We start from the raw sequence: 23,819 nt of genomic DNA, 5'->3' as shown, positions 1-23,819 counted from the left end.
CGATGCGAATAATTGTCTACGGCAGTTTACGGCGCAAACAGGGAAACAGCCATTGGATGACCAACGCCCAATGGCTCGGCGAGCACGAGCTCGAAGGCTATCAGATTTATAATCTGGGCCATTACCCGGCGGCGATCCCTGGAGAGGGCACGATACATTGCGAGGTGTATCGTATTAACTCATCGATTCTGGCAGAGCTGGACGAACTGAAAAGCAACACCAAGGACTATAAGCGCGAGCTGATTCAGACGCCTTATGGGAGTGCGTGGATCTACCTGTACAAACACAGCGTGGACGGTTACCCGCGGATTACCAGCGGCGACTGGCTGAAGCGTCTCGACGAACAGTAAGAAAAAAAACACCGCTCAATGAGCGGTGTTTTTTCATCGGACGGCGGCTGGCATTACTTCTTGGCAGCGCGTTCGAAGGAGGCGATGATTTCCGCTTTAGCTGCGGCAGCGTCTGCCCAGCCTTCCACTTTCACCCATTTGCCTTTTTCCAGATCTTTGTAGTGCTCGAAGAAGTGAGCGATCTGGGCTTTCAGCAGTTCCGGCAGGTCGTTCACGTCTTTCACGTGATCGTACTCTTTGGTCAGCTTGCTGTGCGGTACCGCAACCAGCTTGGCGTCTTCACCGGCTTCGTCGGTCATCTTCAGCACGCCAACCGGACGGCAGCGGATCACGGAGCCCGGCTGCAGCGGGTACGGGGTTGGGACCAGCACGTCAACCGGGTCACCGTCCAGAGACAGGGTGTGGTTGATGTAGCCGTAGTTGCACGGGTAGAACATCGCGGTGGACATGAAACGGTCAACGAACAGCGCGCCGGTTTCTTTGTCGATTTCGTATTTGATTGGATCGGCGTTGGCCGGGATTTCGATTACTACGTAGATGTCTTCCGGCAGGTCTTTGCCAGCAGGGACCAGATTCAAGCTCATGTCGGTTTCCTTTAATCATCAAACCAGAAATGGAGTGGCGGCTATTATAGCGGACTCTTTTGCGATTTCCTGCCCTTTTCATCGTTGAAAACCCAGCGTGCCGGCGCACGGAGAATTTCCAGATTAATCCCGCCGCGGCATGAAGTTTTGCCTTCGCCTGCCGATAACTTCAACAAACAATAATGAGCCAGCAAAGCTGGCTCCGCGTTTTGCCACCCCTACTACGTCTGATCTCACTATTCTGAAGCCGGGAAGAACTCATGCTAAAAAAGATTACGGTGAAGGCTGGGCTGATCGCCCTGCTGAGCCTGATGACCATGCTGCTGATCATGGTCAGCGTTATTGGCGTCAACGCGATTAACGAAGGATCGCGCTCGATCCATACCCTTAACCAGATCCTCGGCGAAGAGCTGGGCTCGCTGGCCAACAGCTCCAACCTGACGCTGCGCGCCCGAACCGCCGCTTCGCTGGCGGTGCGCCAACGGGAGATCGGCCAGGTCGATGTCTCCGACGCCACCGTGGGCCGCATCTACGGTTACCTCGAGCAGTCGAACAAGGAAATGGCGCGCTTTGTCGGCGTCGGCACCGTGACCGATCGCGGCCGTGAACTCTCCAACCGCCTGCAAAACAGCTACCGTGCCTATCTGGAGCAGGGCGTGAAGCCGATGGCCGCCGCCATTAAGGCCGGCAAGATCGATGAGTATTATCACATCCAGGAAACGCGCATCTCCGCGCTGAGCATCGCGTTCGAAAAGGATCTCAGCGATTTCCGCAGTTTCGCGATGAAGCTTGGCGCGCAGCAGGTGTATGACGCGGAAAACAACGCCAGCACCAAGATCTCGCTGATCGTGGTGGCGGGCCTGCTGAGCGTGCTGCTGGCGGTGCTGGCCTGGTTCGCGCTGCGGGTGATCATTCTGCGCCCGCTGGACGAGTCCATCGCGCAGCTGGAACACATCGCCGGCGGCGATCTGACCCATGAGATCCGCGGCGAGGGGGATACCGAGATGGGCCGCCTGGTGCGGGCGATGCAGCGCATGCAGCAGGCGCTGGCCAGTTCGGTCAGCAAAGTGCGTGACGCCAGCAGCCAGATCGACACCGGTTCACGCGAACTGGCGGCCGGCAACCTGCATCTGGCGCAGCGCACCGAAGAATCGGCCGCGTCGCTGGAAGAGACCGCCGCCAGCATGGAACAGCTGACCTCGACGGTGAAAATGAACGCCGAGAACTGCGAACAGGCCAACCAACTGGCGCTGAGCGTGTCCGATATCGCCAACCAGGGCAGCGACGTGGTCAGCCAGGTGATGAGCAAGATGCAGGCGATCACCGACAGCTCGCGCCGCATCGCCGACATCATCAGCGTGATGGACGGCATCGCCTTCCAGACCAATATCCTGGCGCTGAACGCGGCGGTAGAGGCGGCGCGTGCCGGCGAACAGGGCCGCGGTTTCGCGGTGGTGGCCGGCGAAGTGCGCAATCTGGCGCAGCGCAGCGCCCAGTCGGCGAAAGAGATCAAAGGGTTGATCGAAGCGTCGCAAAACCGGGTGCAGGAAGGCGAGCAGATGGTGGAGTCGGCGGCGCAGACCATGAGCGGCATCACCGGCGAAGTGGGCCGGGTCACGGCGCTGATGCGTGAGATCTCGGCGGCGACGCGGGAACAAAGCAGCGGCATCGAACAGGTGAACCTGGCGGTGGCGCAGATGGATCAGGTGGCGCAGCAGAATGCGGCACTGGTGGAAGAGTCGGCGGCGGCGACGCGCTCGCTGGAAGATCAGGCTCAGCTGCTGGCGCAGAGCATGGCGGCGTTCAAGCTGTAAGGCGATAAGGGTTCGGCGCGGCGCCGAACCCTTGCAAAGAACGCGTTACTCGTCCGGGTTTTCGGCGATGAAGCGTTCTGCGTCTTCTACCATCGACTTGGTGCCGACGAAGAATGGCGCGCGCTGGTGCAGTTTCACCGGCGTGATGTCCAGAATGCGGTTTTTGCCGTCGCTGGCCTTACCGCCGGCCTGTTCGGCCAGGAACGCCATCGGGTTGCATTCGTACAGCAGGCGCAGCTTACCTTGCGGGTGGCTGGCGGTGCTTGGGTAGATGTAGATGCCGCCTTTCAGCAGGTTGCGGTGGAAGTCCGCCACCAGAGAACCGATGTAGCGCGAGGTATAAGGGCGCTGCGTCGCTTCATCCTGCTCCTGGCAGTATTTGATGTATTTCTTCACGCCGAGAGGGAACTTGATGTAGTTGCCTTCGTTGATGGAATACATGTTGCCGCTCGCCGGGAAGCGCACTTTCTCGTGGGAGAGGCAGAACACGCCCAGAGACGGGTCATAAGTAAAGGCGTGGACGCCGTAACCGGTGGTGTACACCAGCATGGTGGACGAACCGTAAACCACATAACCCGCTGCGACCTGGGCGCTGCCCGGCTGCAGGAAGTCTTCTTCGGTCACCGGCGTGCCGACCGGCGTGATGCGACGGTAGATAGAGAAAATCGTACCGACCGAGACGTTGACATCGATGTTGGACGAACCGTCCAACGGATCCATCAAAACGACATATTTGGCATTTTCAGCTCGCTCGCCGTCGAATATCACGATTTCATCTTCTTCTTCGGAAGCGATACCCGCAACTTCACCACGCGCTTTCAACGCCGCTTTCAGTTTTTCGTTCGCGTACAGGTCCAGTTTCATCTGAACTTCGCCCTGTACGTTGGACACCCCGCTGGTTCCCAGAATATCAACCAGGCCGGCCTTGTTGATGTCGCGGTGGATGATTTTGGCGCCCAGTTTAATTGCAGAAAGTAACGCGGTCAGCTCGCCGGTGGCGTGCGAGAAGTCGTGCTGTTTCTCGACGATAAATTCGCCTAACGTTTTCATGACACAATCCCTGAATCTACGGATGGATAGCGGCCTGTTAACAAACCGCCAACGTTTTCGCGTGCAGTGTAGCCCAAAGATGCGCGCCATTCATAGGCAAATCCATTTCTTCTGGACGATTCTGAGCGTTAGAATATGCCGACATTCGATGCACTCACATGAGAAACCTATGCGCATTCACATTCTTGGGATCTGTGGCACCTTTATGGGCGGGTTGGCGATGCTGGCGCGCTCACTGGGGCATGACGTCACCGGTTCGGACGCCAACGTCTATCCGCCGATGAGCACGCTGCTGGAGAACCAGGGGATCGATCTTATTCAGGGTTATGATCCAGCCCAGCTGGATCCGGCGCCGGATCTGGTGATCATCGGCAACGCCATGACGCGCGGCAACCCGTGCGTGGAGGCGGTGCTGGAGCGTGGCATTCCTTACGTTTCCGGCCCGCAGTGGCTGCACGACGCCGTATTGCGCGATCGCTGGGTACTGGCGGTTGCCGGCACCCACGGCAAAACCACCACCGCCGGCATGGCGACCTGGATCCTCGAGGCCTGCGGCTACCAGCCCGGCTTCGTCATCGGCGGCGTGCCCGGCAACTTCGACGTTTCGGCTCGCCTTGGCGGCAGCCCGTTCTTCGTGATCGAGGCCGACGAGTATGACTGCGCGTTCTTCGACAAGCGCTCCAAGTTCGTGCACTACAGCCCGCGCACGCTGATCATGAATAACCTGGAGTTCGATCACGCCGATATCTTCGACGATCTGAAAGCCATCCAGAAACAGTTCCACCACCTGGTGCGTCTGGTGCCGGGCAAAGGCAAGATCATCCTGCCGGACAACGACAGCCACCTGAAGCAGGTGATGGCGATGGGCTGCTGGAGCGAGCAGGAGCTGGTGGGGGAAGAGGGCACCTGGCGCGCGCAGAAGCTGACGCCGGACGCCAGCCATTACGCGGTGTTCCTCGACGGCGAACAGGTCGGCGAAGTGAATTGGGCGCTGGTGGGCGAGCACAACATGCATAACGGCCTGATGGCCATCGCCGCCACCCGTCATGTCGGCGTGCAGCCGGCGGACGCCTGCCGCGCGTTGGGCGATTTCATCAACGCCCGCCGCCGTCTGGAACTGCGTGGCGAAGCCAACGGCGTCACGGTTTACGACGACTTCGCACACCACCCGACGGCGATCCTCGCCACTCTGGCCGCGCTGCGCGGCAAGGTCGGCGGCACGGCGCGCATTCTGGCGGTGCTGGAACCGCGCTCCAACACCATGAAAATGGGCATCAGCAAAAACGATCTGGCGCCTTCGCTCGGCCGCGCCGACGAAGTGTTCCTGTTCCAGCCGCACCACATTCCGTGGCAGGTGGCGGAAGTGGCGGATGCCTGCGTGCAGCCGGCGCACTGGAGCGCGGATCTCGACACGCTGGTGGACATGGTGGTGAAAACCGCACAGCCGGGCGATCACATTCTGGTGATGAGCAACGGCGGCTTCGGCGGCATTCACGATCGCCTGCTGGACGCGCTGGCGAAAAAGCAGGAACCGAAAGTCACCTACTGATCGCTCAGCCGCATCAGACAATCCAAGGGCCGCATTCGCGGCCTTTTTTACGTCCATAAAAAAGCCCTCGCGAGCGAGGGCAACGGGGTTCGTCGGATAGGACGACGAGAGGGTCTCTGGGAAATCGGCGTTTGCGTCAGAACTCGGCAGTGGCAGTGACGAGGGTAATCAGCTCTGCAAAGCCGTTCCCAGAGTTGTTATTTGTAAATCTCGGCGGTGGCGTGGTAGTTGCCTTCATTACGCGCTTCGATCACGCGGTAGGCGGTTGCGCCTTTCGCGTCGGCTTTTTCCGACAACGCCTGGCGAATGTCGGTCGGCGCGCCGTCGATGCCGCTGACGGTAATGGTGCCGATAGATTGCAGGTTGGCGGTCTGATCGTTAGTCACCAATTGGGCGGCAGAAGCGCCGAAGGAGATGACAGACAGCAGGCCGAGTGCAGCAACAGTAGTTTTCATGTTCATGATAGCGATCCTTGGTCATAACAGCCTGGAAGGGCTTGGCAGCGATTTTTATTCTTGAAGGCCGTTACGACAGCGTTTGATTCCAGAGATGTATTGCCCGTTGCCGGGTAATGCCGGTACTTATTTGTAGATTTCAGCGGTCGCGTGGAAGTTGCCGTCATTGCGGGCTTCGATTACGCGGTAAGCGGTCGCCCCTTTGGCGTCAGCTTTGTCGGACAGCGCCTGGCGAATGTCGGAAGGCGCTGCGGCAACGCCGCTCACGGTGATCACACCGGCCGGCTGCAGTTTTGCGGCCTGAGTTGCGTCAACAGATTGTGCTGCGAATGCACCAAATGAAAGCATGGACAGAACGCTCAGGGTTGCAACGGTAGTTTTAATTTTCATCATCTCACCTCATCGTATTCTTTTATCAGTTCCAACGAACTGTGATTCAGTTCACGAAAATGAGTATACAGCTAGTAACGCGAAAAATTAATAGTTCGCTAACAGTTGCTAGTGAAACTTTAACCTCATGATCCTTATTTTTTATAACCATAAGGAATAAAAAACGCTCATAAAACGATCTTTTGATGTTAAATTTATGTAATTTCAATGAGGTAAGTGCTTTTGACCAAAAGTGCGGAAGATCACAGTGGGTACTGCTGGTTACATGGAGATGTCATGGAAATGTGTTGCTGAGGGATGAAAAAGCAGTGTTAAACGCGGTTGAAGGCAGGGAAGGTAACGCGGGGGTTAAAGAAGCGCTAACAAAGTGCGGGCTACAGCCGCACTTTGTTAGCGCCAGGTTTCACAGCTCTTGCTCGAACACGCCCAGAATAGCTTCATGCAGTTTCTGAGCGGTAAAGCCGTTGGAGGGGGTGACGAAAATCGTATCGTCGCCGGCAATTGTGCCGAGGATGCCCTGGGATTTACCCAATGAGTCGAGCAGGCGAGCGATCAGCTGCGCGGCGCCCGGGCTGGTGTGGATCACCACGACGGCGTCGTTATGGTCGACGTCCAGCACCAGATTCTTCAATGGGCTGGTGGTGGTCGGCACGCCGAGTTCGGCAGGAAGGCAATACACCATTTCCATTTTGGCATTGCGCGTACGTACCGCGCCGAACTTGGTCAGCATGCGCGATACTTTGGATTGGTTAATGTTTTCGAAGCCTTCTTCTTGCAGCGCCAAAACGATCTCGCCTTGAGAACTGAATTTTTCTTCTTTCAATAACGCTTTGAACGTCTTGATCAGATCTTCCTGTTTTGCGGGATTACGCATTTTGCACCGTGGAATGTTGATAGTGGAAGTCATGATTATGCATATAGATGAATTTTTATGCAACAAAGGCCGACCCAAAGAAAATAAACATGACCGGGCGGCGAGGAAAGGACGGCATTTTAACAAAATCCGGCAGCGATGAATATGCCCTTTTGACGACGGAAAATCGGCCTGCGGTGGTAAATAAAATGTTATTAAAATGATGTTGTTCTGATGTTGCGTAAGGGTGTAATGTAACGGCCGGTTAACTTGCTCGTGAATAACCTCGCACTATTTTTGATTAATGTGCGCTATGCCCTTCATGCGTAAGCGATTTAATCTAAAATGGGCGCGACAGCGGCCGTTTTATTACACCTGCAGGCAAGAATTGGCTAATTTATTGTTTTTAAAGGTGTAATAACTTAAGGTCCGTAACCAACACATTCACGGCGCTTTATATATTTAAGATAATAAAGGAGTATAGGATGAAAGTTGCAGTTCTCGGTGCTGCTGGCGGTATCGGCCAGGCCCTCGCCCTTCTACTCAAAACCCAGCTTCCTTCAGGTTCTGAACTCTCTCTCTACGACATTGCCCCCGTTACCCCAGGCGTTGCCGTCGACTTAAGCCACATCCCAACCGCAGTTAAAATCAAAGGCTTCAGCGGCGAAGACGCGACCCCGGCTCTGCACGGTGCGGACGTGGTGCTGATTTCCGCCGGCGTGGCCCGTAAGCCTGGCATGGATCGCTCTGACCTGTTCAACGTTAACGCCGGCATCGTGCGTAACCTGATTGAGCAAGTGGCGAAAACCTGCCCGAAAGCCTGCATCGGTATCATCACCAACCCGGTTAACACCACGGTCGCCATCGCGGCGGAAGTGCTGAAAAAAGCCGGCGTTTACGACAAGAACAAACTGTTCGGCGTGACTTCGCTGGATATCATCCGTTCCAACACCTTCGTGGCCGAGCTGAAAGGTAAACAGCCGGAAGAGCTGAACGTGCCGGTCATCGGCGGCCACTCTGGCGTGACCATCCTGCCTCTGCTGTCGCAGATCCCTGGCGTGAGCTTCACCGATCAGGAAGTGGCGGATCTGACTAAACGCATTCAGAACGCCGGCACCGAAGTGGTGGAAGCCAAAGCCGGCGGCGGGTCTGCAACGCTGTCCATGGGCCAAGCGGCCGCACGTTTCGGTCTGTCTCTGGTGCGTGCGCTGCAGGGCGAGAAAGGCGTGGTGGAATGCGCTTACGTTGAAGGCGACGGCAAATACGCTCGCTTCTTCGCACAACCGCTGGTACTGGGCAAAAACGGCGTTGAAGAGCGCAAAGATATCGGCACCCTGAGCGCCTTCGAGCAGAAAGCGCTGAACGAGATGCTGGACGTGCTGCACAAAGATATCGAGCTGGGCGAGAAGTTCATCAATAACTGATCGTTGCCGATAGTCAGCCGATAAACGCCGCCGGACGCTGTTCCGGCGGTTTTTTTTGCCCCGCGTTCACGATTTGATGCGTGCCTTGCGATCCAGCAGGCAATCGCTGCGCGGATCGTAATAGCGGCTTGGCCAGATCTCCGAAGGGTGGATGCCTATCGCTTCGGCGATCAGCCACTCCCCCTTTGGCCATGGTCGCGACAGCGCGTTGGCCAGCGTTGATGAGCTTAATCCGGCCTTGCGCGACACTGCCGCCAGCGTGGTGCCCTGCTTGCGGAGCGCCGCGATGATATCTGCCGGATGCCAATCTGGGTTCCTTGAATTCATGTTTACATTCCTTTTCTGATTAGCCAAAGTTGCGTTAGTGGTATAACTAACGGGTCAAGGTTAGGCGTTTGCACAACGTGAATCGCTTATTCAGAAACCAGAATACCATTAAATTTCCAAAAAAATACCCAAGTAATTTCCAAAAATGACGTTGCCCACTATTGCCCAGAGATGATGGCCATGAAAAACGAGTGGTTTGCCGCCAAGGAACTGACAGGCATCGCAGGATTACCTTCCTCACCACAGGGAATTAATCTGATGGCCCGGCGCGAAGGCTGGATCAGCCGCAGGCGTAAAGGCGTGCAGGGAAAAGCGTTGGAGTACCATATCGACAGCCTGCCTTCAAACGTGCGTAACCTGCTGGTGCTGAAGGAGGACGGGGCGGTATATGACGTAGAGCGTCAGGATCCGTTGGCGGTCTGGATCGAGTATTACTACCATTTGACGGAGAGCGAGCGCGAGAAAATGGTGGCTTTCCTGATGCGGGAAGGGATCGGCGGCCTGTTGGCGCGCATCGACGAAGAGAGCAATAGCTAGGCAGGCCCGCGTACGCGGGCCTGATGGTTTTTAAGAAATATTAATTTCTTAAAAGTCGCGTTGCACCGCCAGATGGGCCAGGCCCTCCAGCGCCGTACGGTGCTCCGATGCCGGCAAGACCTGCAGCGCGGCGATCGCCTTGTCGGCTTCTTCTTCGGCGCGTTTGCGGGTGTACTCCAGCGAACCGCATTGTTGCATCGCCTGCAGTACCGGCTCCAACAGATGACGACCGTTACCTTGCTCAATCGCACCGCGGATCATGTCACGCTGCGCGTCGTCGCCGTTGTGCATCGCGTGCAGCAGCGGCAGGGTCGGTTTCCCTTCGTTCAGATCGTCGCCGGTGTTTTTGCCCAGGGTGCTGCCGTCGGCGCTGTAGTCGAGCAGATCGTCGATCAGCTGGAAAGCGGTGCCGAGGTAGCGGCCATAGTCTTGCAGCGCCTGCTCTTGTTCGGCGCTGGCACCGGACAGGATCGCCGACGATTGCGCCGCTGCCTCGAACAGGCGGGCGGTTTTGCTGTAGATCACCCGCATATAGCTTTCTTCGCTGATGTCGGGATCGTGCACGTTCATCAACTGCAGCACTTCGCCTTCGGCAATGACGTTGACCGCCTCCGACATCAGCGCCAGCACGCGCAGGGATTCCAGGCTGGTCATCATCTGGAAGGCGCGGGTATAGATAAAGTCGCCGACCAGCACGCTGGCGGCGTTGCCGAACGCCGCGTTGGCGGTGGCTTTGCCGCGGCGCATGTCCGATTCGTCGACGACGTCGTCATGCAGCAGCGTGGCGGTATGAATGAATTCGATCAGGGCGGCAACGGTGACGTGCTTGTTGCCTTCATAGCCCAACGCCCGCGCCGCCAGGACGGCGATCATCGGCCGGATGCGCTTACCGCCACCGCTGATAATGTAATAGCCAAGCTGATTGATGAGCGTGACATCGGAATTCAGCTGTTCGAGAATTGTTGCGTTCACGGCCGCCATATCTTGCGCGGTTAACTCGGTAATTTGATCTAGGTTCATTGTGTTTTTTTCAGCTGTGTTTCTCTTCACCGCGTTGAGATCGCTGCTCACATCGGTACATGGCGGTAACTGTCCCTATGATTGTACTTGAAAAACGGTTCAGATAAACGCCACGAAAGAAACTGCGCTTTTTTTCTTCTTTTTTCTCCTTCTGGTCTTATTCTGCTCTTGTCATGCGCTGCTTTTTTGCGTAGAATTCGCGCCCTATTGTGAATATTTATAGCGCGCTCTGAACTAACACAGTCGGGCACGCGGAAAGCGGAGTTTTATATGTACGCGGTTTTCCAAAGTGGTGGTAAACAACACCGAGTAAGCGAAGGTCAGACCGTTCGCTTGGAAAAGCTGGACATCGCAACTGGTGAAGCGGTTGAGTTTGACCAGATTCTGATGATCGCTAATGGCGAAGATATCAAAATCGGCGTTCCTTTCGTCGATGGCGGCAAGATCAAAGCTGAAGTCGTTGCTCACGGTCGTGGCGAGAAAATTAAGATTGTTAAGTTTCGTCGTCGTAAGCACCACCGTAAGCAGCAGGGCCACCGTCAGTGGTTCACTGACGTTAAAATCACCGGCATCAGCGCTTAAGTTAGGAGAGCGGATTAATGGCACACAAAAAGGCTGGCGGCTCGACTCGTAACGGTCGCGATTCAGAAGCTAAACGTCTGGGCGTAAAACGCTTTGGCGGCGAAGCAGTACTGGCAGGCAGCATCATCGTTCGTCAGCGCGGCACCAAATTCCACGCTGGTACCAACGTGGGTTGCGGCAAAGACCACACTCTGTTTGCTTTGAAAGACGGTAAAGTCAAATTCGAAGTTAAAGGCCCGAGCAATCGTAAATTCATCAGCATCGAAGCTGAATAATTTTTCGAGCCTTACGAAATAGATGTAAGCCCCGCAATTCGTTGCGGGGCTTTTTACATTTATGGGCTGCCTGGGGGTTGGCCTGTCAGCGTTGGCGAAGGTGATATGGATACGAAGCAGCAGGTCGGCGTTGGTATTTCCCTGGCGTTAACCACGGCGGTTTGCTGGGGTGCGTTGCCGATCGCGATGAAAGAAGTGTTGACGGTGATGGAGCCGTTTACCGTCGTTTGGTATCGCTTTACCATGGCCGCCATCGGTTTGGGCGCGATCCTCGCGGTGCGCGGCAAGCTGCCGCCGCTGACGATGTTCCGCCAGCCGCGCTGGCTGCTGCTGTTGGCGATCGCGACGGCGGGGCTGCTGGGCAACTTTGTGTTCTTCAGCTCCTCGCTGCAATACCTGAGCCCGACGGCGTCGCAGGTGATTGGCCAGCTGTCGCCGGTGGGCATGATGTTCGCCAGCGTGCTGATTTTAAAAGAACGCATGCGTATCACCCAGGTCATTGGCGCCCTGATGCTGATCGGCGGGCTGATGCTGTTTTTCAACGTCAGTCTGATAGAGATCTTCACCCGGCTGACGGACTACACGCTGGGCGTTATGCTGGGCGTGTGTGCGGCGATGGTTTGGGTGAGCTACGGCGTGGCGCAGAAGGTATTGCTGCGCCGGCTGGCTTCGCCGCAGATCCTGGTTATGTTGTACACTTTATGTGCGATAGCGTTGTTCCCTCTGGCCAAACCCGAGGTGATTTTCCAGCTTAGCGGCTGGCAATTGGCGTGCCTGCTGTTTTGCGGCGCCAACACGCTGATCGGCTATGGTGCGTTGGCAGAGGCGATGGCGCGCTGGCAGGCGGCGCAGGTGAGCGCGTTGGTGACGCTGACCCCGCTGTTTACCCTGCTGTTTTCAGATTTATTGGCGTTGGCCTGGCCCCAGGCATTCGCCGCGCCGACGTTGAATGTCGTCGGCTATGTTGGCGCGTTTGTGGTCGTGGCGGGCGCCATGTTTTCCGCAATTGGTCACCGGTGGTGGCCGCGACGGGCAGAACCCCCCCTGGTTGCTCCTTTGAAGCAGCCCGGTGAATGATTTACGGAGACGGTAAATGAAGTTTGTAGATGAAGCAGCGATTCTGGTCGTTGCAGGCGACGGCGGCAACGGATGCGTCAGCTTCCGCCGCGAAAAATATATCCCGAACGGTGGGCCTGACGGCGGTGACGGCGGCGACGGCGGCGACGTCTACCTGCTGGCGGACGAGAACCTCAACACCCTGATCGACTACCGTTTTGAGAAGTCTTTCCGCGCCGAGCGCGGCCAGAATGGCCAGAGCCGCGACTGTACCGGTAAACGCGGGAAAGACGTCATCATCAAGGTGCCGGTCGGCACGCGCGTGAAGGATCAGGGCACCGGCGAGATCCTCGGCGACATGACCCGCCACGAGCAAAAGCTGATGGTCGCCAAGGGCGGCTGGCATGGCTTGGGCAACACCCGTTTCAAATCTTCGGTCAACCGTGCACCGCGTCAGAAGACGCTGGGTACCGCTGGCGAAGCGCGCGACCTGTTGCTGGAACTGTTGCTGCTGGCCGATGTGGGCATGCTGGGCCTGCCGAACGCCGGCAAATCGACCTTCATCCGCGCGGTGTCCGCCGCCAAGCCGAAGGTGGCCGACTATCCGTTTACCACGCTGGTGCCGAGCCTGGGCGTGGTGCGTATGGACCACGAGCAGAGCTTTGTGGTCGCCGACATTCCGGGGCTGATCGAGGGCGCATCCGAAGGCGCGGGCCTGGGCATTCGCTTCCTGAAACACCTGGAGCGTTGCCGCGTGCTGCTGCACCTGGTGGACATCGCGCCGATCGACGAATCCGATCCGGTGGAAAACGCCAAAGTCATCATCAACGAGTTGAACCAATACAGCGAAAATCTGGCGCAGAAGCCACGCTGGCTGGTGTTCAACAAAATTGATGTGATTGGTGAGGAAGAAGCCGCCGAACGCGCCAAGGCGATTGTGGAAGGCATGGGCTGGGAAGGGAAGTACTACATGATCTCCGCCGCCAACCGCGAAGGCGTCAACGCGCTGTGCTGGGACGTAATGAACTTCATCAACACCCAGCCGAAAGCGATGGCGATCGAAGAAAGCGCGCCGGAAAAAGTCGAATTCATGTGGGATGACTACCACCGCGAGCAAATCGCGGAAGTGGAAGCCGAAGCAGAAGATGACTGGGATGACGACTGGGACGAAGACGACGACGAAGGCGTCGAAATCATTTACCAGAAGTAATTCGGTGATAAAGGGCTCAGCAACGCTGGGCCCTTGTTATTTGAGCGCCTTTTCCGGCAGCCAGCACTGGGCGTTCAGGCCGCGGGCATCGCGGCGGTTTTCCAGCGTCAAACGCCCCTGGTGCAACTGCACGATGCGGATCACGATATTCAAGCCCAGCCCGCTGCCGCCGTAGCGTTGATCCATGCGGCGAAACGCCTGCGTCAGCTCCCCGACCATCTCTTCCTTGATCCCCGGGCCATTGTCGATGACCTGCAGCAGATAGCCGCTGTCCTGCGGCGTTAACCGCACCTGTATCGCGCCGCCTTCCGGGCCGTAACGGTGGGCGTTTTCGACCAGGTTGCGCAGCAGCAGCCGCAGCAGCACCGGATCGCCGTTCACCGCAGCGGTGGCCGGCAATTGCCAGTCCAGCGTCTGCGCGCGTTGGGCGGTCATTTCGCCGAGTTCTTCCTGCAGCGGCTGAATCACATCGGCCACCCAATCGAAATGCTGGTAATGACCGCTGGCGAAGTCTTGCCCGGCGCGCGACAGCATCAGCAGTTGCTCAACGGTGTGCATCAGCTGATCGATGCGGGCGATCAGCGCCTGGCTGCCTTTGACGCCCTGTTTCTCCATCAGTTCCAGATGCAGGCGAATGCCGGCCAGCGGCGTGCGCAGCTCGTGGGCCGCATCGGCGGTGAACAGGCGCTCTTGCTGGATGGTGTTGTCCAGCCGCGAGAACAGCTGATTGAGCGCATTGGTGACTGCCACCATTTCCAGGCTGTCGCTGTTGATTGGCAGCGGCGTCAGGTTATCGGCAGAGCGCTTTTCCAGCCGCTGCTGCAATTGGTTGAGCGGGCGGGTGATCCAGCTGATGGCCCAGAATGACGCCAGCAGCGTGACGATCATCATGATCAGCGAAGGCGCCAGCAGCGACGCGATGGCCTCGGCTATCTCGGTATCGACGCGCTCGCTGCGCACTTTGGCGGACAAGGTTTCGTCCACCAGGAAGCTGATCTGTTCCTGGCTTTCGTGCCACAGCCAGAAGGCGCTGATGAGCTGCGTGACCAGCAGGATCAGCGCCAGCATCAGCAGCAGGCGGCGGCGCATGCTGATCATGAAGAAGGTTCCAGACGATAGCCGATGCCGCGCACGGTGCGGATGCGATCCTTGCCCAGCTTGCGGCGCAGGTTGTGGATATGCACTTCCAGCGTGTTGGAGCCCAAGTCGTCTTGCCAGGTGTAGAGATCCTGCTGCAGGAGTTCACGGTTGACCGTTTGGCCGGCACGCATGATAAGACGCGCCAGAATGGCGAACTCTTTCGGCGTAACCTCCACCGGCTGCTGCTGCAGGTAGACCTGCTGGCTGGAGAGGTTCAGCTGCAGGTCATCCACCTGCATCAGATTGTCGCTGTGGCCCTGGTAGCGCCGCAGGAGGGCGCGCACGCGTGCCTGCAGTTCAACCAGCGCGAAGGGTTTGACCAGGTAGTCGTCGGCGCCGGCGTCCAGCCCGTCGACGCGATCTTCCAGGGCGTCGCGGGCGGTCAGGATCAGCACCGGCAGATCGATCTGCTGGCGGCGCCACTGCCGCAGCAGCGCGGCGCCGTCCATGTCCGGCAGACCGAGATCCAGGATCACCATGCTGTATTGGCTGGTGATGAGCAAGCTGTTGGCCTCCGCCGCCGTGGCGGCGCAGTCGCAGACGTAGCCTTCGCCGGTCAGCGCCAGCGCCAGCCCCTGTTGCAGCAGTTCATCATCCTCAACGACCAACAGCTTCATGACGATCCTCAGTTGTTTTGGTAAATATCCCGATACAGGCGGCTTTCGAAGCGTACCAGCGGTGCGCGGCGCTGTTTCTGATCTTCCGGCGGTACGGCGTAGCCGGAAAGATACTGCACGAAGGCCATGCGCTGGCCGCTGGCGGTGGTGATGAAGCCCGCCAGGTTGTACACGCCCTGCAGCGCGCCGGTCTTGGCCGACACTTTGCCGTCGACGCCGGCTTCGTGCAGGCCGCCGCGGTAGCGCAAGGTGCCGTCATAACCGGACAGCGGCAGCATCGAGATGAAGTTCAGCTCGTTGTCGTGCTGCGCGATGTACTGCAGCGCCTGCATCATGGTCGCCGGCGCCAGCAGGTTGTGGCGCGACAGGCCGGAACCGTCGGCGATGATGGTATTGCCCAGATCGATGCCGGCCTTCTGGCGCAGCACCTGCCGTACCGCATCGGAACCGGCTCGCCAGGTGCCCGGCACGCCGAAGCGTTCGTGGCCGATGGTGCGGAAGACGGTATCGGCGATCATATTGTCCGATTTCTTCAGCATGATCTTCAACAGATCGTGCAGCGGCGCTGACTGGGTTTGCGCGATCACCGTGCCGGTGATGCCAGGGCGCGTCTGGCGTTTCAAATGTCCGTCGATCTGGATGCCGGCCTGCGTCAGCTCGTCTTTCAGGATGGCGCCCGCGTAGCTGGCACCGTCCTGGATGGCGAAGGCCAACGGCAGCGGTTCGCTGCGCTGCGTCAGGCAGCCGGTCAGGGTAAAGCGGTTCAGCTCGCCCGGCACCACGTCCAGTTCGCAGTACTGCGCGTCAGCGGAGCCGCGTGCCAGGGTGCGCACCTGGCTAAACATATTGACCGGATAATAGGAGGCGACGCGGATAAACGCTATGTCGCCCGGGTTCGGCGCGCTGTAGAGCGAGACCGAGAAACAGTTGCGATCGACGATGGCGGCGGCCGGCGGCGCGCTGAAGCACTGCGTCAGATCGTTCCACGGCCAGCCGGGCGCCTTGTCATGGCTGGCGAAGACCGAAGTATCGACCAGCACGTCGCCGCTGATTTGGCGCACGCCCTGCTTCTTCAGGACGGCCACCATATTGCGCAGGCTCTGGCGTTTGAAGGTCGGATCGCCGCTGAAGCGGGCAATCAGGTTGCCGCGCAGCACGCCGTCGCGAATATCGCCCTGGCTCTCCAGCGTGGTGGTGAAACGGTAATCGGGCCCGAGTTGCAATAGCGCAGCCAGCGCCGTCAGCACTTTTTGGGTACTGGCCGGCAGCGCCATCTGCTGAGAGTGGTAATCGATCGTCGGCGCGCTGGCGCCGATCTTCTGAACGACCAGGGCAAGGTTGGCCCCATCAGGCAGATATTGTGTGTACTCTTCAACCGGGGCCGCATTCGCATTCAGAACAAATGCGCAAGCCAATGCACTGACAATTCGTGAAAAACGCATAATCTCGGGATAACAGCTGGATAACGTGCCGTCATACTACGGTGCAATCAGGGAAAAAGTAAACGATGACCCTCAAGGAACTCTAGGCTAAAATGCGTATCAAAATGCAAAACCGATCTTGGCTTGGGCCCCGTTCCGAGTCAGGTTTCTTTTGTTTGTCGCCTGGAGGCGGGTGGCGGTATGCCAACCGTGTTTTCATACGAATACGTCAGGATGACGGTTATTTGAACAGGAAAGATTTAGAGGTATTTATACGATGAACCAAATTCCGATGACCTTGTTTGGCGCTGAAAAACTGCGCGAAGAGCTCGAATATCTGAAAAGCGTGCGCCGTCCGAAAATCATTGCGGACATCGCGGAAGCGCGCGAGCACGGCGATTTGAAAGAGAATGCCGAGTACCACGCCGCCCGCGAACAGCAGGGTTTTTGCGAAGGCCGCATTCAGGAAATCGAAGCCAAGCTGTCCAATGCTCAGGTGATCGATATCACCAAGATGCCGAACACCGGCCGGGTGATCTTCGGCGCCACCGTATCGGTGATGAATCTGGACAGTGAAGAAGAAGTGACTTACCGCATCGTTGGCGACGATGAGGCCGATTTCAAGAAAAATCTGATTTCGGTAAACTCGCCGATGGCGCGCGGCCTGATCGGCAAAGAGCAAGACGATGTGGTGGTGATCAAAACCCCTGGCGGCGACGTCGAGTATGAGATCCTGAAGGTTGAGTATCTCTGATCGAGGCCGTTGGTCATTAATGCGCCAACGTTTTGTAAAGATAGGAAAAAGGCCGCAAGCGGCCTTTTATCTTGGTCAGGCGCATGGCACCTTTTCGTTAACCTGATGGTTATTAACGCGGTAGACTGATCTTGCGCTCTTTCGACGGGCGGTAAAGAATAAGCGTGCTGCCGATAACTTGCACATTGCAGGCGCCCGTTTCACGCACAATAGCGTCGGCGATCAGGGTTTTGGTTTCGCGATCTTCAGCGGCGATTTTCACCTTGATCAGCTCATGATGCTCCAGAGCCTGTTCAATTTCAGCCAGCACCCCTTCGGTAAGACCGTTATTGCCCAGCATCACCACCGGTTTTAACGGATGCGCCAAGCCTTTCAGGTGCTGTTTTTGTTTATTATTCAGATTCATTGTCTTTTTTGCTTAAGTTGGGATTGAAAACGGTACATTCTACCGCCATCTCATGTATATCACCAAATCGGTCTTCACCGGTGTGAGTCTACGTGAGCAGCGACCCTGACATAAGACTCTTTTTATGATAGTTGGAAAACGAGATGGCTAATAAAAAGCGTTCGGCTAGCTCCAGTCGCTGGTTACAAGAACACTTTAGCGATAAATATGTACAGCAGGCACAGAAAAAGGGACTGCGTTCCCGTGCCTGGTTTAAACTTGATGAAATACAGCAGAGCGACAAACTGTTCAAACCGGGCATGACCGTGGTTGACCTGGGTGCCGCACCGGGCGGCTGGTCGCAGTATGTGGTCACCCAAATCGGTGGTACCGGGCGCATCATCGCCTGTGATATTTTGCCAATGGATCCTATCGTTGGCGTCGATTTCCTTCAGGGCGATTTTCGTGATGAACTGGTGCTGAAGGCGCTGTTGGAACGAGTAGGCGAGAGTAAGGTTCAGGTGGTCATGTCCGATATGGCCCCGAATATGAGTGGCACCCCGGCGGTCGATATTCCAAGGTCGATGTATCTGGTGGAGTTGGCGCTGGATATGTGTCGTGATGTCCTCGCACCAGGCGGAAGTTTCCTGGTGAAGGTGTTCCAGGGAGATGGCTTTGACGAGTACCTACGGGAAATCCGCTCCCTGTTTACGAAGGTTAAGATTCGTAAGCCAGACGCTTCCCGCGCCCGTTCGCGCGAAGTGTACATTGTAGCGACAGGGCGCAAACTGTAGTACCCTAACGCTGTTTGTTAACACAGTTGTAAGATGAGGTTAATCCCTTGAGTGACATGGCGAAAAACCTAATTCTCTGGTTAGTCATCGCGGTAGTGTTGATGTCTGTATTCCAGAGCTTTGGGCCCAGCGAGTCGAATGGCCGTAGGGTGGATTACTCTACCTTCATGTCCGAACTGACCCAGGACCAGGTTCGCGAAGCGCGAATCAACGGACGTGAAATTAACGTTACCAAGAAAGACAGTAACAAATACACGACCTACATCCCTGTCAACGATCCTAAGTTGCTGGATACGTTGTTAACGAAGAATGTGAAAGTGGTCGGCGAGCCGCCTGAAGAGCCGAGCCTGCTGGCTTCTATCTTTATCTCCTGGTTCCCGATGCTGTTGCTGATCGGGGTCTGGATCTTCTTTATGCGGCAAATGCAGGGCGGCGGCGGCAAGGGCGCGATGTCCTTCGGCAAGAGCAAGGCCCGCATGCTGACGGAAGACCAGATCAAGACCACTTTCGCCGATGTCGCCGGTTGTGACGAAGCGAAAGAAGAGGTGAGCGAACTGGTGGAATACCTGCGCGAGCCGAGCCGTTTCCAGAAATTGGGCGGCAAGATCCCGAAAGGCGTGCTGATGGTTGGCCCGCCGGGGACCGGTAAAACGCTGCTGGCGAAAGCGATCGCCGGCGAAGCGAAGGTGCCGTTCTTCACCATTTCCGGTTCTGACTTCGTCGAAATGTTCGTCGGTGTGGGTGCATCCCGCGTGCGCGACATGTTCGAACAAGCGAAGAAAGCCGCGCCGTGCATCATCTTCATCGATGAAATCGACGCCGTCGGCCGCCAGCGTGGCGCCGGCCTGGGTGGCGGTCACGATGAGCGCGAGCAGACTCTGAACCAGATGCTGGTTGAGATGGACGGTTTCGAAGGCAACGAAGGCATCATCGTCATCGCGGCCACCAACCGTCCTGACGTGCTTGACCCTGCGCTGCTGCGTCCGGGCCGCTTCGACCGTCAGGTCGTGGTCGGGCTGCCGGATGTGCGTGGCCGTGAGCAGATCCTGAAGGTGCACATGCGCCGCGTGCCGTTGGCTGCCGACATCGACGCCTCCGTCATTGCGCGCGGAACGCCGGGCTTCTCCGGTGCCGACCTGGCTAACCTGGTCAACGAAGCGGCGCTGTTCGCTGCCCGCGGCAACAAGCGCGTGGTGTCGATGGTGGAGTTCGAGAAAGCCAAAGACAAGATCATGATGGGTGCGGAACGTCGCTCCATGGTGATGACCGAAGCGCAGAAAGAGTCGACCGCGTATCACGAAGCGGGCCACGCCATCATTGGCCGCCTGGTTCCTGAACACGATCCGGTACACAAGGTGACGATCATTCCTCGTGGCCGTGCGCTCGGCGTGACCTTCTTCCTGCCGGAAGGGGATGCGATCAGCGCCAGCCGTCAGAAGCTGGAGAGCCAAATCTCCACTCTGTATGGCGGCCGTCTGGCGGAAGAGATCATCTACGGGCCGGAAAAAGTCTCTACCGGTGCGTCGAACGACATCAAAGTGGCGACCTCCATCGCCCGCAACATGGTGACCCAATGGGGCTTCTCCGAGAAGCTGGGGCCGCTGCTGTATGCGGAAGAAGAGGGCGAAGTGTTCCTGGGCCGTTCCGTGGCCAAGGCGAAGCACATGTCGGATGAAACCGCGCGCATCATCGACCAGGAAGTGAAGTCGCTGATCGAGCGTAACTACACGCGTGCTCGCTCGCTGTTGATGGAAAACATGGACATCCTGCACTCGATGAAGGATGCGCTGATGAAGTACGAAACCATCGATGCGCCGCAGATCGACGATCTGATGAACCGCAAAGACGTGCGTCCGCCGGCGGGTTGGGACGATGCGAACAAAGGCAACAGTTCCGACAACGGCGGCACCCCGAAAGCCCCGACGCCGGTAGATGAGCCGCGCACCCCAACGCCGGGCAACACCATGTCCGAACAGCTCGACAAGTAACAGCGGCTGTGTAATAACATCAAACCCCGGTACGCCGGGGTTTTTTTTTGCCCGGCGGGCAGTGAACCAGGCAACAGTAAGGTGGACCAACCATGCAGTTAACCGTGCGCGACATGACGCTCAACCTCTCCCATCCGCAGGTGATGGGTATCCTCAACGTGACGCCGGATTCGTTTTCCGACGGCGGCCGCCACAACACCCTGAACCAGGCGCTGCTGCACGCGCATGCGCTGATTTCGGCCGGTGCCACGATGATCGACATCGGCGGTGAATCGACCCGGCCGGGGGCGGCGGAGGTGAGTGAAGAGGAAGAATTGGAACGGGTCGTGCCGGTGGTGGAAGCGCTGGCGCAGCGTTTTGAAGTCTTTATCTCGGTCGATACCTCGAAAGCGGGCGTGATCCGCGAATCGGCACACGCCGGCGCACACCTGATCAACGACATTCGCTCGCTGCAGGAGCCAGGTGCTCTTGCGGCGGCGGCGGAAAGCGGCCTGCCGGTTTGCCTGATGCACATGCAAGGGCAGCCGCGCACCATGCAGCAGGCACCGCACTACGACGATCTGATCGCCGACGTTCAGGCGTTTTTCGAGCACCATATTCGGCGCTGCAACGAGGCGGGGATAACAAATCAGAAATTGCTGCTCGACCCAGGCTTCGGTTTCGGTAAAAATTTGGCGCACAACTATCAGCTTCTGGCACGGTTGTCGGAGTTTCATCATTTCGGTTTGCCGCTGTTAGTCGGCATGTCGCGCAAATCGATGATAGGACAACTGCTGAACGTACCGCCGGATCAACGGGTTATCGGCAGCGTGGCCTGCGCGGTAATTGCGGCGATGCAGGGCGCGCAGATTGTCAGAGTGCATGACGTTAAAGAAACCGTCGAGGCGATGCGTGTCGTCGAGGCAACACTTTCAGCTAAGGGACAGTAGAGACATGAGCGAGCGCAAATATTTTGGCACCGACGGCATCCGTGGCAAGGTCGGGGACAGCCCCATCACGCCGGACTTCGTGCTGAAGCTGGGCTGGGCGGCGGGTAAAGTGCTGGCGCGTCACGGTTCGCGCAAAATCATCATCGGTAAGGACACGCGCATCTCCGGTTATATGCTGGAGTCCGCGCTGGAGGCCGGCCTGGCGGCCGCAGGATTGTCCGCCTCCTTCACCGGGCCGATGCCCACCCCGGCGGTGGCTTATCTGACGCGCACCTTCCGCGCCGAAGCCGGCATCGTCATCTCTGCGTCGCATAACCCGTTTTATGACAACGGCATCAAGTTCTTCTCGATCGACGGCGCCAAGCTGCCGGACAACGTCGAAGAAGCGATCGAAGCCGAGATGGAAAAGCCGCTGACCTGCGTGGAGTCCGCCGAGCTGGGTAAAGCCAGCCGCATCATCGACGCCGCCGGCCGCTACATCGAATTTTGCAAAGGCACCTTCCCGAGCGAGCTGAGCCTGAAGGGGCTGAAAATCGTGGTTGACTGCGCCAACGGGGCGACTTACCACATCGCGCCGAGCGTGCTGCGCGAGCTGGGCGCCACGGTGATCGCCATCGGCGTTGAGCCGGACGGCATGAACATCAACGAAAAATGCGGCGCTACCGACGTGCGTCAGCTGCAGGAGCGCGTACTCAAGGAAAAAGCGCACGTGGGCCTGGCGTTCGACGGCGACGGCGATCGCGTGATGATGGTGGACCATCTGGGCAACAAGGTGGACGGCGATCAGATCCTGTACATCATCGCCCGTGAAGGCCTGCGTCAGGGCCAGCTGCGCGGCGGCGCAGTCGGCACCCTGATGAGCAATATGGGACTGGAGCTGGCGCTGAAACAGCTGGGCATTCCGTTCGCTCGCGCCAAAGTGGGCGACCGTTACGTGCTGGAGAAGCTGCAGGAGCTGGGCTGGCGCATCGGTGCGGAAAACTCCGGCCATGTGATCCTGCTGGACAAAACCACCACCGGCGACGGTATCGTGGCCGGGCTGCAGGTGCTGACCGCCATGGTGCGCAACCACATGAGCCTGCATGACCTGTGCAGCGGCATGAAGCTGCTGCCGCAGATCCTGGTCAACGTGCGCTTCGCCGGCGATCACAACCCGCTGGAGTCCGACGCGGTGCGTAAAGTCACCGAGCAGGTGGAAGCCGAACTGGCCGGCCGCGGCCGGGTACTGCTGCGCAAATCGGGCACCGAACCGCTGATCCGCGTGATGGTGGAAGGCGAGGACGAACAGCAGGTGACCGCGCTGGCGCATCGCATCGCCGACGCGGTGAAATCCGCTGGTTAAAACAGACAGTTAGCCGCCGGGCTCGGCAAAGCTGAGCCCGGAGAGGCGATTGTTGGCGTTTTTTTCCGCAAACGCGCCGGCGGCTGCAAATTGCCCTTGCGCGGGTTGGCGGCTTTGGTTAGTATTCACACCCGCTTCAGTAGGCAGTTTATAAAAACGCCTGCTTGATGAGTGTGAAGCATTTGGCATGCGGTGAGGCCGCAAGGATACGGGTACTACTATGTACGAAGCTCTTCTGGTAATTTTCCTGCTGATCTCAATCGGGCTGGTCGCTCTGATTATGCTGCAGCAAGGTAAAGGCGCTGATATGGGAGCCTCTTTCGGAGCAGGTGCATCAGGCACGTTGTTCGGTTCGAGTGGTTCCGGTAACTTTATGACCCGCATGACTGCTGTGCTGGCGACGCTGTTCTTCGTCATCAGCCTGATTCTGGGCAACCTCAGCAGCAACCAAAGCAAGAAAGGCAGCGAGTGGGAAAACCTGGGTCAGCCAGTGAAAACTGAGCAGACAACCGCGCCGGCAGCACCTGCCAAGCCGAGCAGCGATATCCCGCAGTAAGCCGCAACAAAGTTTGAAAACGGTGGTTGTGAACTCGAAAGAACAACGGCCGTTAGCAGTAAGAATCAGTACCGAGGTGGTGGAATTGGTAGACACGCTACCTTGAGGTGGTAGTGCCCTAACGGGCTTGTGGGTTCGAGTCCCATCCTCGGTACCAAATCCCAGAGATAACTTGCAATTTTGCGATTATCGGCGTAGTATTTGCCACGTTTTCGGACGCGGGGTGGAGCAGCCTGGTAGCTCGTCGGGCTCATAACCCGAAGGTCGTCGGTTCAAATCCGGCCCCCGCAACCACTTTCCTTTAAGTGTTTATTTTCAAATACACTTTTCGATTGAAACCCGCTTTTCTCGATCAACATTTGAAAATGACACTTGCTCGAAAGTTGTACCGAGGCCGCCTAGCGGCAAACAGGGTCC

General features: G+C 57.7%; 26 protein-coding genes and 2 tRNA genes. 17 read left to right on the top strand and 11 right to left on the bottom strand.

The annotated features are described in order from the left end of the window. Positions 1 to 2 precede the first annotated feature (2 nt). Positions 3 to 350, top strand: a complete 348-nt coding sequence (locus WCL58_RS10890) for a gamma-glutamylcyclotransferase family protein (RefSeq protein ID WP_033648686.1) — start codon at positions 3 to 5, stop codon at positions 348 to 350. A gap of 53 nt (positions 351 to 403) precedes the next feature. Here the strand turns inward: WCL58_RS10890 and ppa are convergent, their stop codons facing one another. Next, positions 404 to 934, bottom strand: a complete 531-nt coding sequence (gene ppa, locus WCL58_RS10885; protein ID WP_004933594.1) for an inorganic diphosphatase — start codon at positions 932 to 934, stop codon at positions 404 to 406. A 260-nt stretch (positions 935 to 1,194) separates the two neighbouring features. Here ppa and WCL58_RS10880 point away from each other — a divergent pair, with 260 nt between their 5' ends. Next, entirely contained in the window at positions 1,195 to 2,748 is a 1,554-nt protein-coding gene (locus tag WCL58_RS10880) for a methyl-accepting chemotaxis protein (RefSeq protein ID WP_060421931.1), read from the top strand. Positions 2,749 to 2,793: 45 nt separating this feature from the next. On the opposite strand, the gene fbp is transcribed toward WCL58_RS10880, so the two are convergent. Next, entirely contained in the window at positions 2,794 to 3,798 is a 1,005-nt protein-coding gene (fbp, locus tag WCL58_RS10875; protein WP_004933587.1) for a class 1 fructose-bisphosphatase, read from the bottom strand. A 169-nt stretch (positions 3,799 to 3,967) separates the two neighbouring features. On the opposite strand from fbp, the gene mpl reads away from it, so the two are divergent. Next, positions 3,968 to 5,347, top strand: a complete 1,380-nt coding sequence (gene mpl / locus WCL58_RS10870; protein ID WP_033636810.1) for a UDP-N-acetylmuramate:L-alanyl-gamma-D-glutamyl-meso-diaminopimelate ligase — start codon at positions 3,968 to 3,970, stop codon at positions 5,345 to 5,347. A gap of 197 nt (positions 5,348 to 5,544) precedes the next feature. On the opposite strand, the gene yhcN (WCL58_RS10865) is transcribed toward mpl, so the two are convergent. From yhcN (WCL58_RS10865) to argR, 3 genes are all read right to left on the bottom strand, one after another. After that, the gene (yhcN, locus tag WCL58_RS10865) at positions 5,545 to 5,808 is read right to left on the bottom strand and encodes a peroxide/acid stress response protein YhcN (protein ID WP_004933578.1); all 264 of its coding nucleotides are present in this window, start codon (positions 5,806 to 5,808) and stop codon (positions 5,545 to 5,547) included. A gap of 120 nt (positions 5,809 to 5,928) precedes the next feature. Then, complete coding sequence (gene yhcN / locus WCL58_RS10860; RefSeq protein ID WP_038879766.1) at positions 5,929 to 6,192, bottom strand: peroxide/acid stress response protein YhcN; 264 nt, start codon at positions 6,190 to 6,192, stop codon at positions 5,929 to 5,931. A 403-nt stretch (positions 6,193 to 6,595) separates the two neighbouring features. Continuing rightward, the gene (gene argR, locus WCL58_RS10855) at positions 6,596 to 7,066 is read right to left on the bottom strand and encodes a transcriptional regulator ArgR (protein WP_004933572.1); all 471 of its coding nucleotides are present in this window, start codon (positions 7,064 to 7,066) and stop codon (positions 6,596 to 6,598) included. A gap of 464 nt (positions 7,067 to 7,530) precedes the next feature. On the opposite strand from argR, the gene mdh reads away from it, so the two are divergent. Beyond that, positions 7,531 to 8,469, top strand: a complete 939-nt coding sequence (mdh, locus tag WCL58_RS10850; RefSeq protein WP_004933569.1) for a malate dehydrogenase — start codon at positions 7,531 to 7,533, stop codon at positions 8,467 to 8,469. A gap of 66 nt (positions 8,470 to 8,535) precedes the next feature. Here mdh and WCL58_RS10845 read toward each other — a convergent pair whose 3' ends face one another. Next, entirely contained in the window at positions 8,536 to 8,796 is a 261-nt protein-coding gene (locus WCL58_RS10845) for a helix-turn-helix domain-containing protein (RefSeq protein ID WP_038879152.1), read from the bottom strand. Positions 8,797 to 8,976: 180 nt separating this feature from the next. Between WCL58_RS10845 and WCL58_RS10840 the strand changes: the two genes are divergently transcribed. After that, a complete protein-coding gene (locus WCL58_RS10840) occupies positions 8,977 to 9,333 on the top strand; it encodes a DNA-binding protein (RefSeq protein ID WP_038879765.1) in 357 nt (118 codons plus the stop codon). A gap of 48 nt (positions 9,334 to 9,381) precedes the next feature. Here WCL58_RS10840 and ispB read toward each other — a convergent pair whose 3' ends face one another. Beyond that, positions 9,382 to 10,353 carry an octaprenyl diphosphate synthase gene (gene ispB, locus WCL58_RS10835; protein ID WP_047729263.1) on the bottom strand — a complete coding sequence of 324 codons (972 nt, stop codon included), beginning with the start codon at positions 10,351 to 10,353 and terminating at the stop codon, positions 9,382 to 9,384. Positions 10,354 to 10,623: 270 nt separating this feature from the next. On the opposite strand from ispB, the gene rplU reads away from it, so the two are divergent. From rplU to cgtA, 4 genes are all read left to right on the top strand, one after another. Next, positions 10,624 to 10,935, top strand: a complete 312-nt coding sequence (rplU, locus tag WCL58_RS10830) for a 50S ribosomal protein L21 (RefSeq protein ID WP_004933561.1) — start codon at positions 10,624 to 10,626, stop codon at positions 10,933 to 10,935. Between the two features lie 17 nt (positions 10,936 to 10,952). Beyond that, the gene (rpmA, locus tag WCL58_RS10825) at positions 10,953 to 11,210 is read left to right on the top strand and encodes a 50S ribosomal protein L27 (RefSeq protein ID WP_004933559.1); all 258 of its coding nucleotides are present in this window, start codon (positions 10,953 to 10,955) and stop codon (positions 11,208 to 11,210) included. A gap of 105 nt (positions 11,211 to 11,315) precedes the next feature. Continuing rightward, entirely contained in the window at positions 11,316 to 12,287 is a 972-nt protein-coding gene (locus WCL58_RS10820; RefSeq protein ID WP_055311901.1) for a DMT family transporter, read from the top strand. A 16-nt stretch (positions 12,288 to 12,303) separates the two neighbouring features. After that, on the top strand, positions 12,304 to 13,476 hold the full coding sequence (gene cgtA / locus WCL58_RS10815) for an Obg family GTPase CgtA (RefSeq protein WP_004933553.1): 1,173 nt from the start codon (positions 12,304 to 12,306) through the stop codon (positions 13,474 to 13,476). 36 nt (positions 13,477 to 13,512) lie between these two features. On the opposite strand, the gene pmrB is transcribed toward cgtA, so the two are convergent. From pmrB to dacB, 3 genes are read right to left on the bottom strand one after another with little or no spacing between them, the layout of a single operon-like run. After that, the gene (pmrB, locus tag WCL58_RS10810; RefSeq protein WP_141957784.1) at positions 13,513 to 14,574 is read right to left on the bottom strand and encodes a two-component system sensor histidine kinase PmrB; all 1,062 of its coding nucleotides are present in this window, start codon (positions 14,572 to 14,574) and stop codon (positions 13,513 to 13,515) included. Beyond that, positions 14,571 to 15,233 (bottom strand): two-component system response regulator PmrA, encoded by a 663-nt coding sequence (gene pmrA, locus WCL58_RS10805; RefSeq protein ID WP_019453348.1) that lies wholly within the window; start codon positions 15,231 to 15,233, stop codon positions 14,571 to 14,573. Before pmrA ends, pmrB begins: the two co-directional genes overlap by 4 nt. Before the next feature lie 8 nt (positions 15,234 to 15,241). After that, positions 15,242 to 16,675, bottom strand: coding sequence for a serine-type D-Ala-D-Ala carboxypeptidase (dacB, locus tag WCL58_RS10800; protein ID WP_180548040.1), 1,434 nt, complete (start codon positions 16,673 to 16,675; stop codon positions 15,242 to 15,244). A gap of 256 nt (positions 16,676 to 16,931) precedes the next feature. Between dacB and greA the strand changes: the two genes are divergently transcribed. Continuing rightward, entirely contained in the window at positions 16,932 to 17,408 is a 477-nt protein-coding gene (gene greA / locus WCL58_RS10795; RefSeq protein ID WP_004933539.1) for a transcription elongation factor GreA, read from the top strand. A 112-nt stretch (positions 17,409 to 17,520) separates the two neighbouring features. On the opposite strand, the gene yhbY is transcribed toward greA, so the two are convergent. Then, on the bottom strand, positions 17,521 to 17,814 hold the full coding sequence (gene yhbY, locus WCL58_RS10790; RefSeq protein ID WP_004933536.1) for a ribosome assembly RNA-binding protein YhbY: 294 nt from the start codon (positions 17,812 to 17,814) through the stop codon (positions 17,521 to 17,523). 143 nt (positions 17,815 to 17,957) lie between these two features. On the opposite strand from yhbY, the gene rlmE reads away from it, so the two are divergent. From rlmE to WCL58_RS10755, 7 genes are all read left to right on the top strand, one after another. Continuing rightward, entirely contained in the window at positions 17,958 to 18,587 is a 630-nt protein-coding gene (gene rlmE, locus WCL58_RS10785) for a 23S rRNA (uridine(2552)-2'-O)-methyltransferase RlmE (protein ID WP_004933533.1), read from the top strand. Positions 18,588 to 18,643: 56 nt separating this feature from the next. After that, positions 18,644 to 20,575 carry an ATP-dependent zinc metalloprotease FtsH gene (gene ftsH, locus WCL58_RS10780; RefSeq protein WP_004933529.1) on the top strand — a complete coding sequence of 644 codons (1,932 nt, stop codon included), beginning with the start codon at positions 18,644 to 18,646 and terminating at the stop codon, positions 20,573 to 20,575. Positions 20,576 to 20,667: 92 nt separating this feature from the next. Then, positions 20,668 to 21,504 (top strand): dihydropteroate synthase, encoded by an 837-nt coding sequence (folP, locus tag WCL58_RS10775; RefSeq protein ID WP_084826937.1) that lies wholly within the window; start codon positions 20,668 to 20,670, stop codon positions 21,502 to 21,504. A gap of 4 nt (positions 21,505 to 21,508) precedes the next feature. Next, positions 21,509 to 22,846: a phosphoglucosamine mutase gene (gene glmM / locus WCL58_RS10770; RefSeq protein WP_038879137.1), complete on the top strand. Its 1,338-nt coding sequence runs from the start codon at positions 21,509 to 21,511 to the stop codon at positions 22,844 to 22,846. A gap of 220 nt (positions 22,847 to 23,066) precedes the next feature. Continuing rightward, the gene (gene secG, locus WCL58_RS10765) at positions 23,067 to 23,402 is read left to right on the top strand and encodes a preprotein translocase subunit SecG (RefSeq protein WP_004933519.1); all 336 of its coding nucleotides are present in this window, start codon (positions 23,067 to 23,069) and stop codon (positions 23,400 to 23,402) included. A 70-nt stretch (positions 23,403 to 23,472) separates the two neighbouring features. Beyond that, a tRNA-Leu gene (locus WCL58_RS10760) sits at positions 23,473 to 23,559 on the top strand. 60 nt (positions 23,560 to 23,619) lie between these two features. Then, a tRNA-Met gene (locus tag WCL58_RS10755) sits at positions 23,620 to 23,696 on the top strand. Positions 23,697 to 23,819: the final 123 nt, after the last annotated feature.

Origin of the sequence: Serratia sp. TMDUHS_CL (assembly GCF_037137105.1) — a bacterium.
Taxonomy (GTDB): Bacteria; Pseudomonadota; Gammaproteobacteria; order Enterobacterales; family Enterobacteriaceae; genus Serratia; species Serratia nevei.
This window is presented reverse-complemented; position numbering and strand designations above follow the sequence as displayed.

What these genes read in the sequence shown, in the direction of transcription:
- mpl (WP_033636810.1), top strand. Translation starts at nt 3,968, where the DNA reads ATGCGCATTCACATTCTTGGGATCTGTGGCACCTTTATGGGCGGGTTG.
- yhbY (WP_004933536.1), bottom strand. Translation starts at nt 17,814, where the DNA reads ATGAATCTGAATAATAAACAAAAACAGCACCTGAAAGGCTTGGCGCAT.
- cgtA (WP_004933553.1), top strand. Translation starts at nt 12,304, where the DNA reads ATGAAGTTTGTAGATGAAGCAGCGATTCTGGTCGTTGCAGGCGACGGC.
- WCL58_RS10820 (WP_055311901.1), top strand. Translation starts at nt 11,316, where the DNA reads ATGGATACGAAGCAGCAGGTCGGCGTTGGTATTTCCCTGGCGTTAACC.
- WCL58_RS10890 (WP_033648686.1), top strand. Translation starts at nt 3, where the DNA reads ATGCGAATAATTGTCTACGGCAGTTTACGGCGCAAACAGGGAAACAGC.
- rlmE (WP_004933533.1), top strand. Translation starts at nt 17,958, where the DNA reads ATGGCTAATAAAAAGCGTTCGGCTAGCTCCAGTCGCTGGTTACAAGAA.
- yhcN (WP_038879766.1), bottom strand. Translation starts at nt 6,192, where the DNA reads ATGAAAATTAAAACTACCGTTGCAACCCTGAGCGTTCTGTCCATGCTT.
- ftsH (WP_004933529.1), top strand. Translation starts at nt 18,644, where the DNA reads ATGGCGAAAAACCTAATTCTCTGGTTAGTCATCGCGGTAGTGTTGATG.
- mdh (WP_004933569.1), top strand. Translation starts at nt 7,531, where the DNA reads ATGAAAGTTGCAGTTCTCGGTGCTGCTGGCGGTATCGGCCAGGCCCTC.
- yhcN (WP_004933578.1), bottom strand. Translation starts at nt 5,808, where the DNA reads ATGAACATGAAAACTACTGTTGCTGCACTCGGCCTGCTGTCTGTCATC.
- WCL58_RS10840 (WP_038879765.1), top strand. Translation starts at nt 8,977, where the DNA reads ATGAAAAACGAGTGGTTTGCCGCCAAGGAACTGACAGGCATCGCAGGA.
- folP (WP_084826937.1), top strand. Translation starts at nt 20,668, where the DNA reads ATGCAGTTAACCGTGCGCGACATGACGCTCAACCTCTCCCATCCGCAG.
- greA (WP_004933539.1), top strand. Translation starts at nt 16,932, where the DNA reads ATGAACCAAATTCCGATGACCTTGTTTGGCGCTGAAAAACTGCGCGAA.
- secG (WP_004933519.1), top strand. Translation starts at nt 23,067, where the DNA reads ATGTACGAAGCTCTTCTGGTAATTTTCCTGCTGATCTCAATCGGGCTG.
- glmM (WP_038879137.1), top strand. Translation starts at nt 21,509, where the DNA reads ATGAGCGAGCGCAAATATTTTGGCACCGACGGCATCCGTGGCAAGGTC.
- pmrA (WP_019453348.1), bottom strand. Translation starts at nt 15,233, where the DNA reads ATGAAGCTGTTGGTCGTTGAGGATGATGAACTGCTGCAACAGGGGCTG.
- ppa (WP_004933594.1), bottom strand. Translation starts at nt 934, where the DNA reads ATGAGCTTGAATCTGGTCCCTGCTGGCAAAGACCTGCCGGAAGACATC.
- WCL58_RS10845 (WP_038879152.1), bottom strand. Translation starts at nt 8,796, where the DNA reads ATGAATTCAAGGAACCCAGATTGGCATCCGGCAGATATCATCGCGGCG.
- dacB (WP_180548040.1), bottom strand. Translation starts at nt 16,675, where the DNA reads ATGCGTTTTTCACGAATTGTCAGTGCATTGGCTTGCGCATTTGTTCTG.
- ispB (WP_047729263.1), bottom strand. Translation starts at nt 10,353, where the DNA reads ATGAACCTAGATCAAATTACCGAGTTAACCGCGCAAGATATGGCGGCC.
- pmrB (WP_141957784.1), bottom strand. Translation starts at nt 14,574, where the DNA reads ATGATCAGCATGCGCCGCCGCCTGCTGCTGATGCTGGCGCTGATCCTG.
- rplU (WP_004933561.1), top strand. Translation starts at nt 10,624, where the DNA reads ATGTACGCGGTTTTCCAAAGTGGTGGTAAACAACACCGAGTAAGCGAA.
- rpmA (WP_004933559.1), top strand. Translation starts at nt 10,953, where the DNA reads ATGGCACACAAAAAGGCTGGCGGCTCGACTCGTAACGGTCGCGATTCA.
- WCL58_RS10880 (WP_060421931.1), top strand. Translation starts at nt 1,195, where the DNA reads ATGCTAAAAAAGATTACGGTGAAGGCTGGGCTGATCGCCCTGCTGAGC.
- argR (WP_004933572.1), bottom strand. Translation starts at nt 7,066, where the DNA reads ATGCGTAATCCCGCAAAACAGGAAGATCTGATCAAGACGTTCAAAGCG.
- fbp (WP_004933587.1), bottom strand. Translation starts at nt 3,798, where the DNA reads ATGAAAACGTTAGGCGAATTTATCGTCGAGAAACAGCACGACTTCTCG.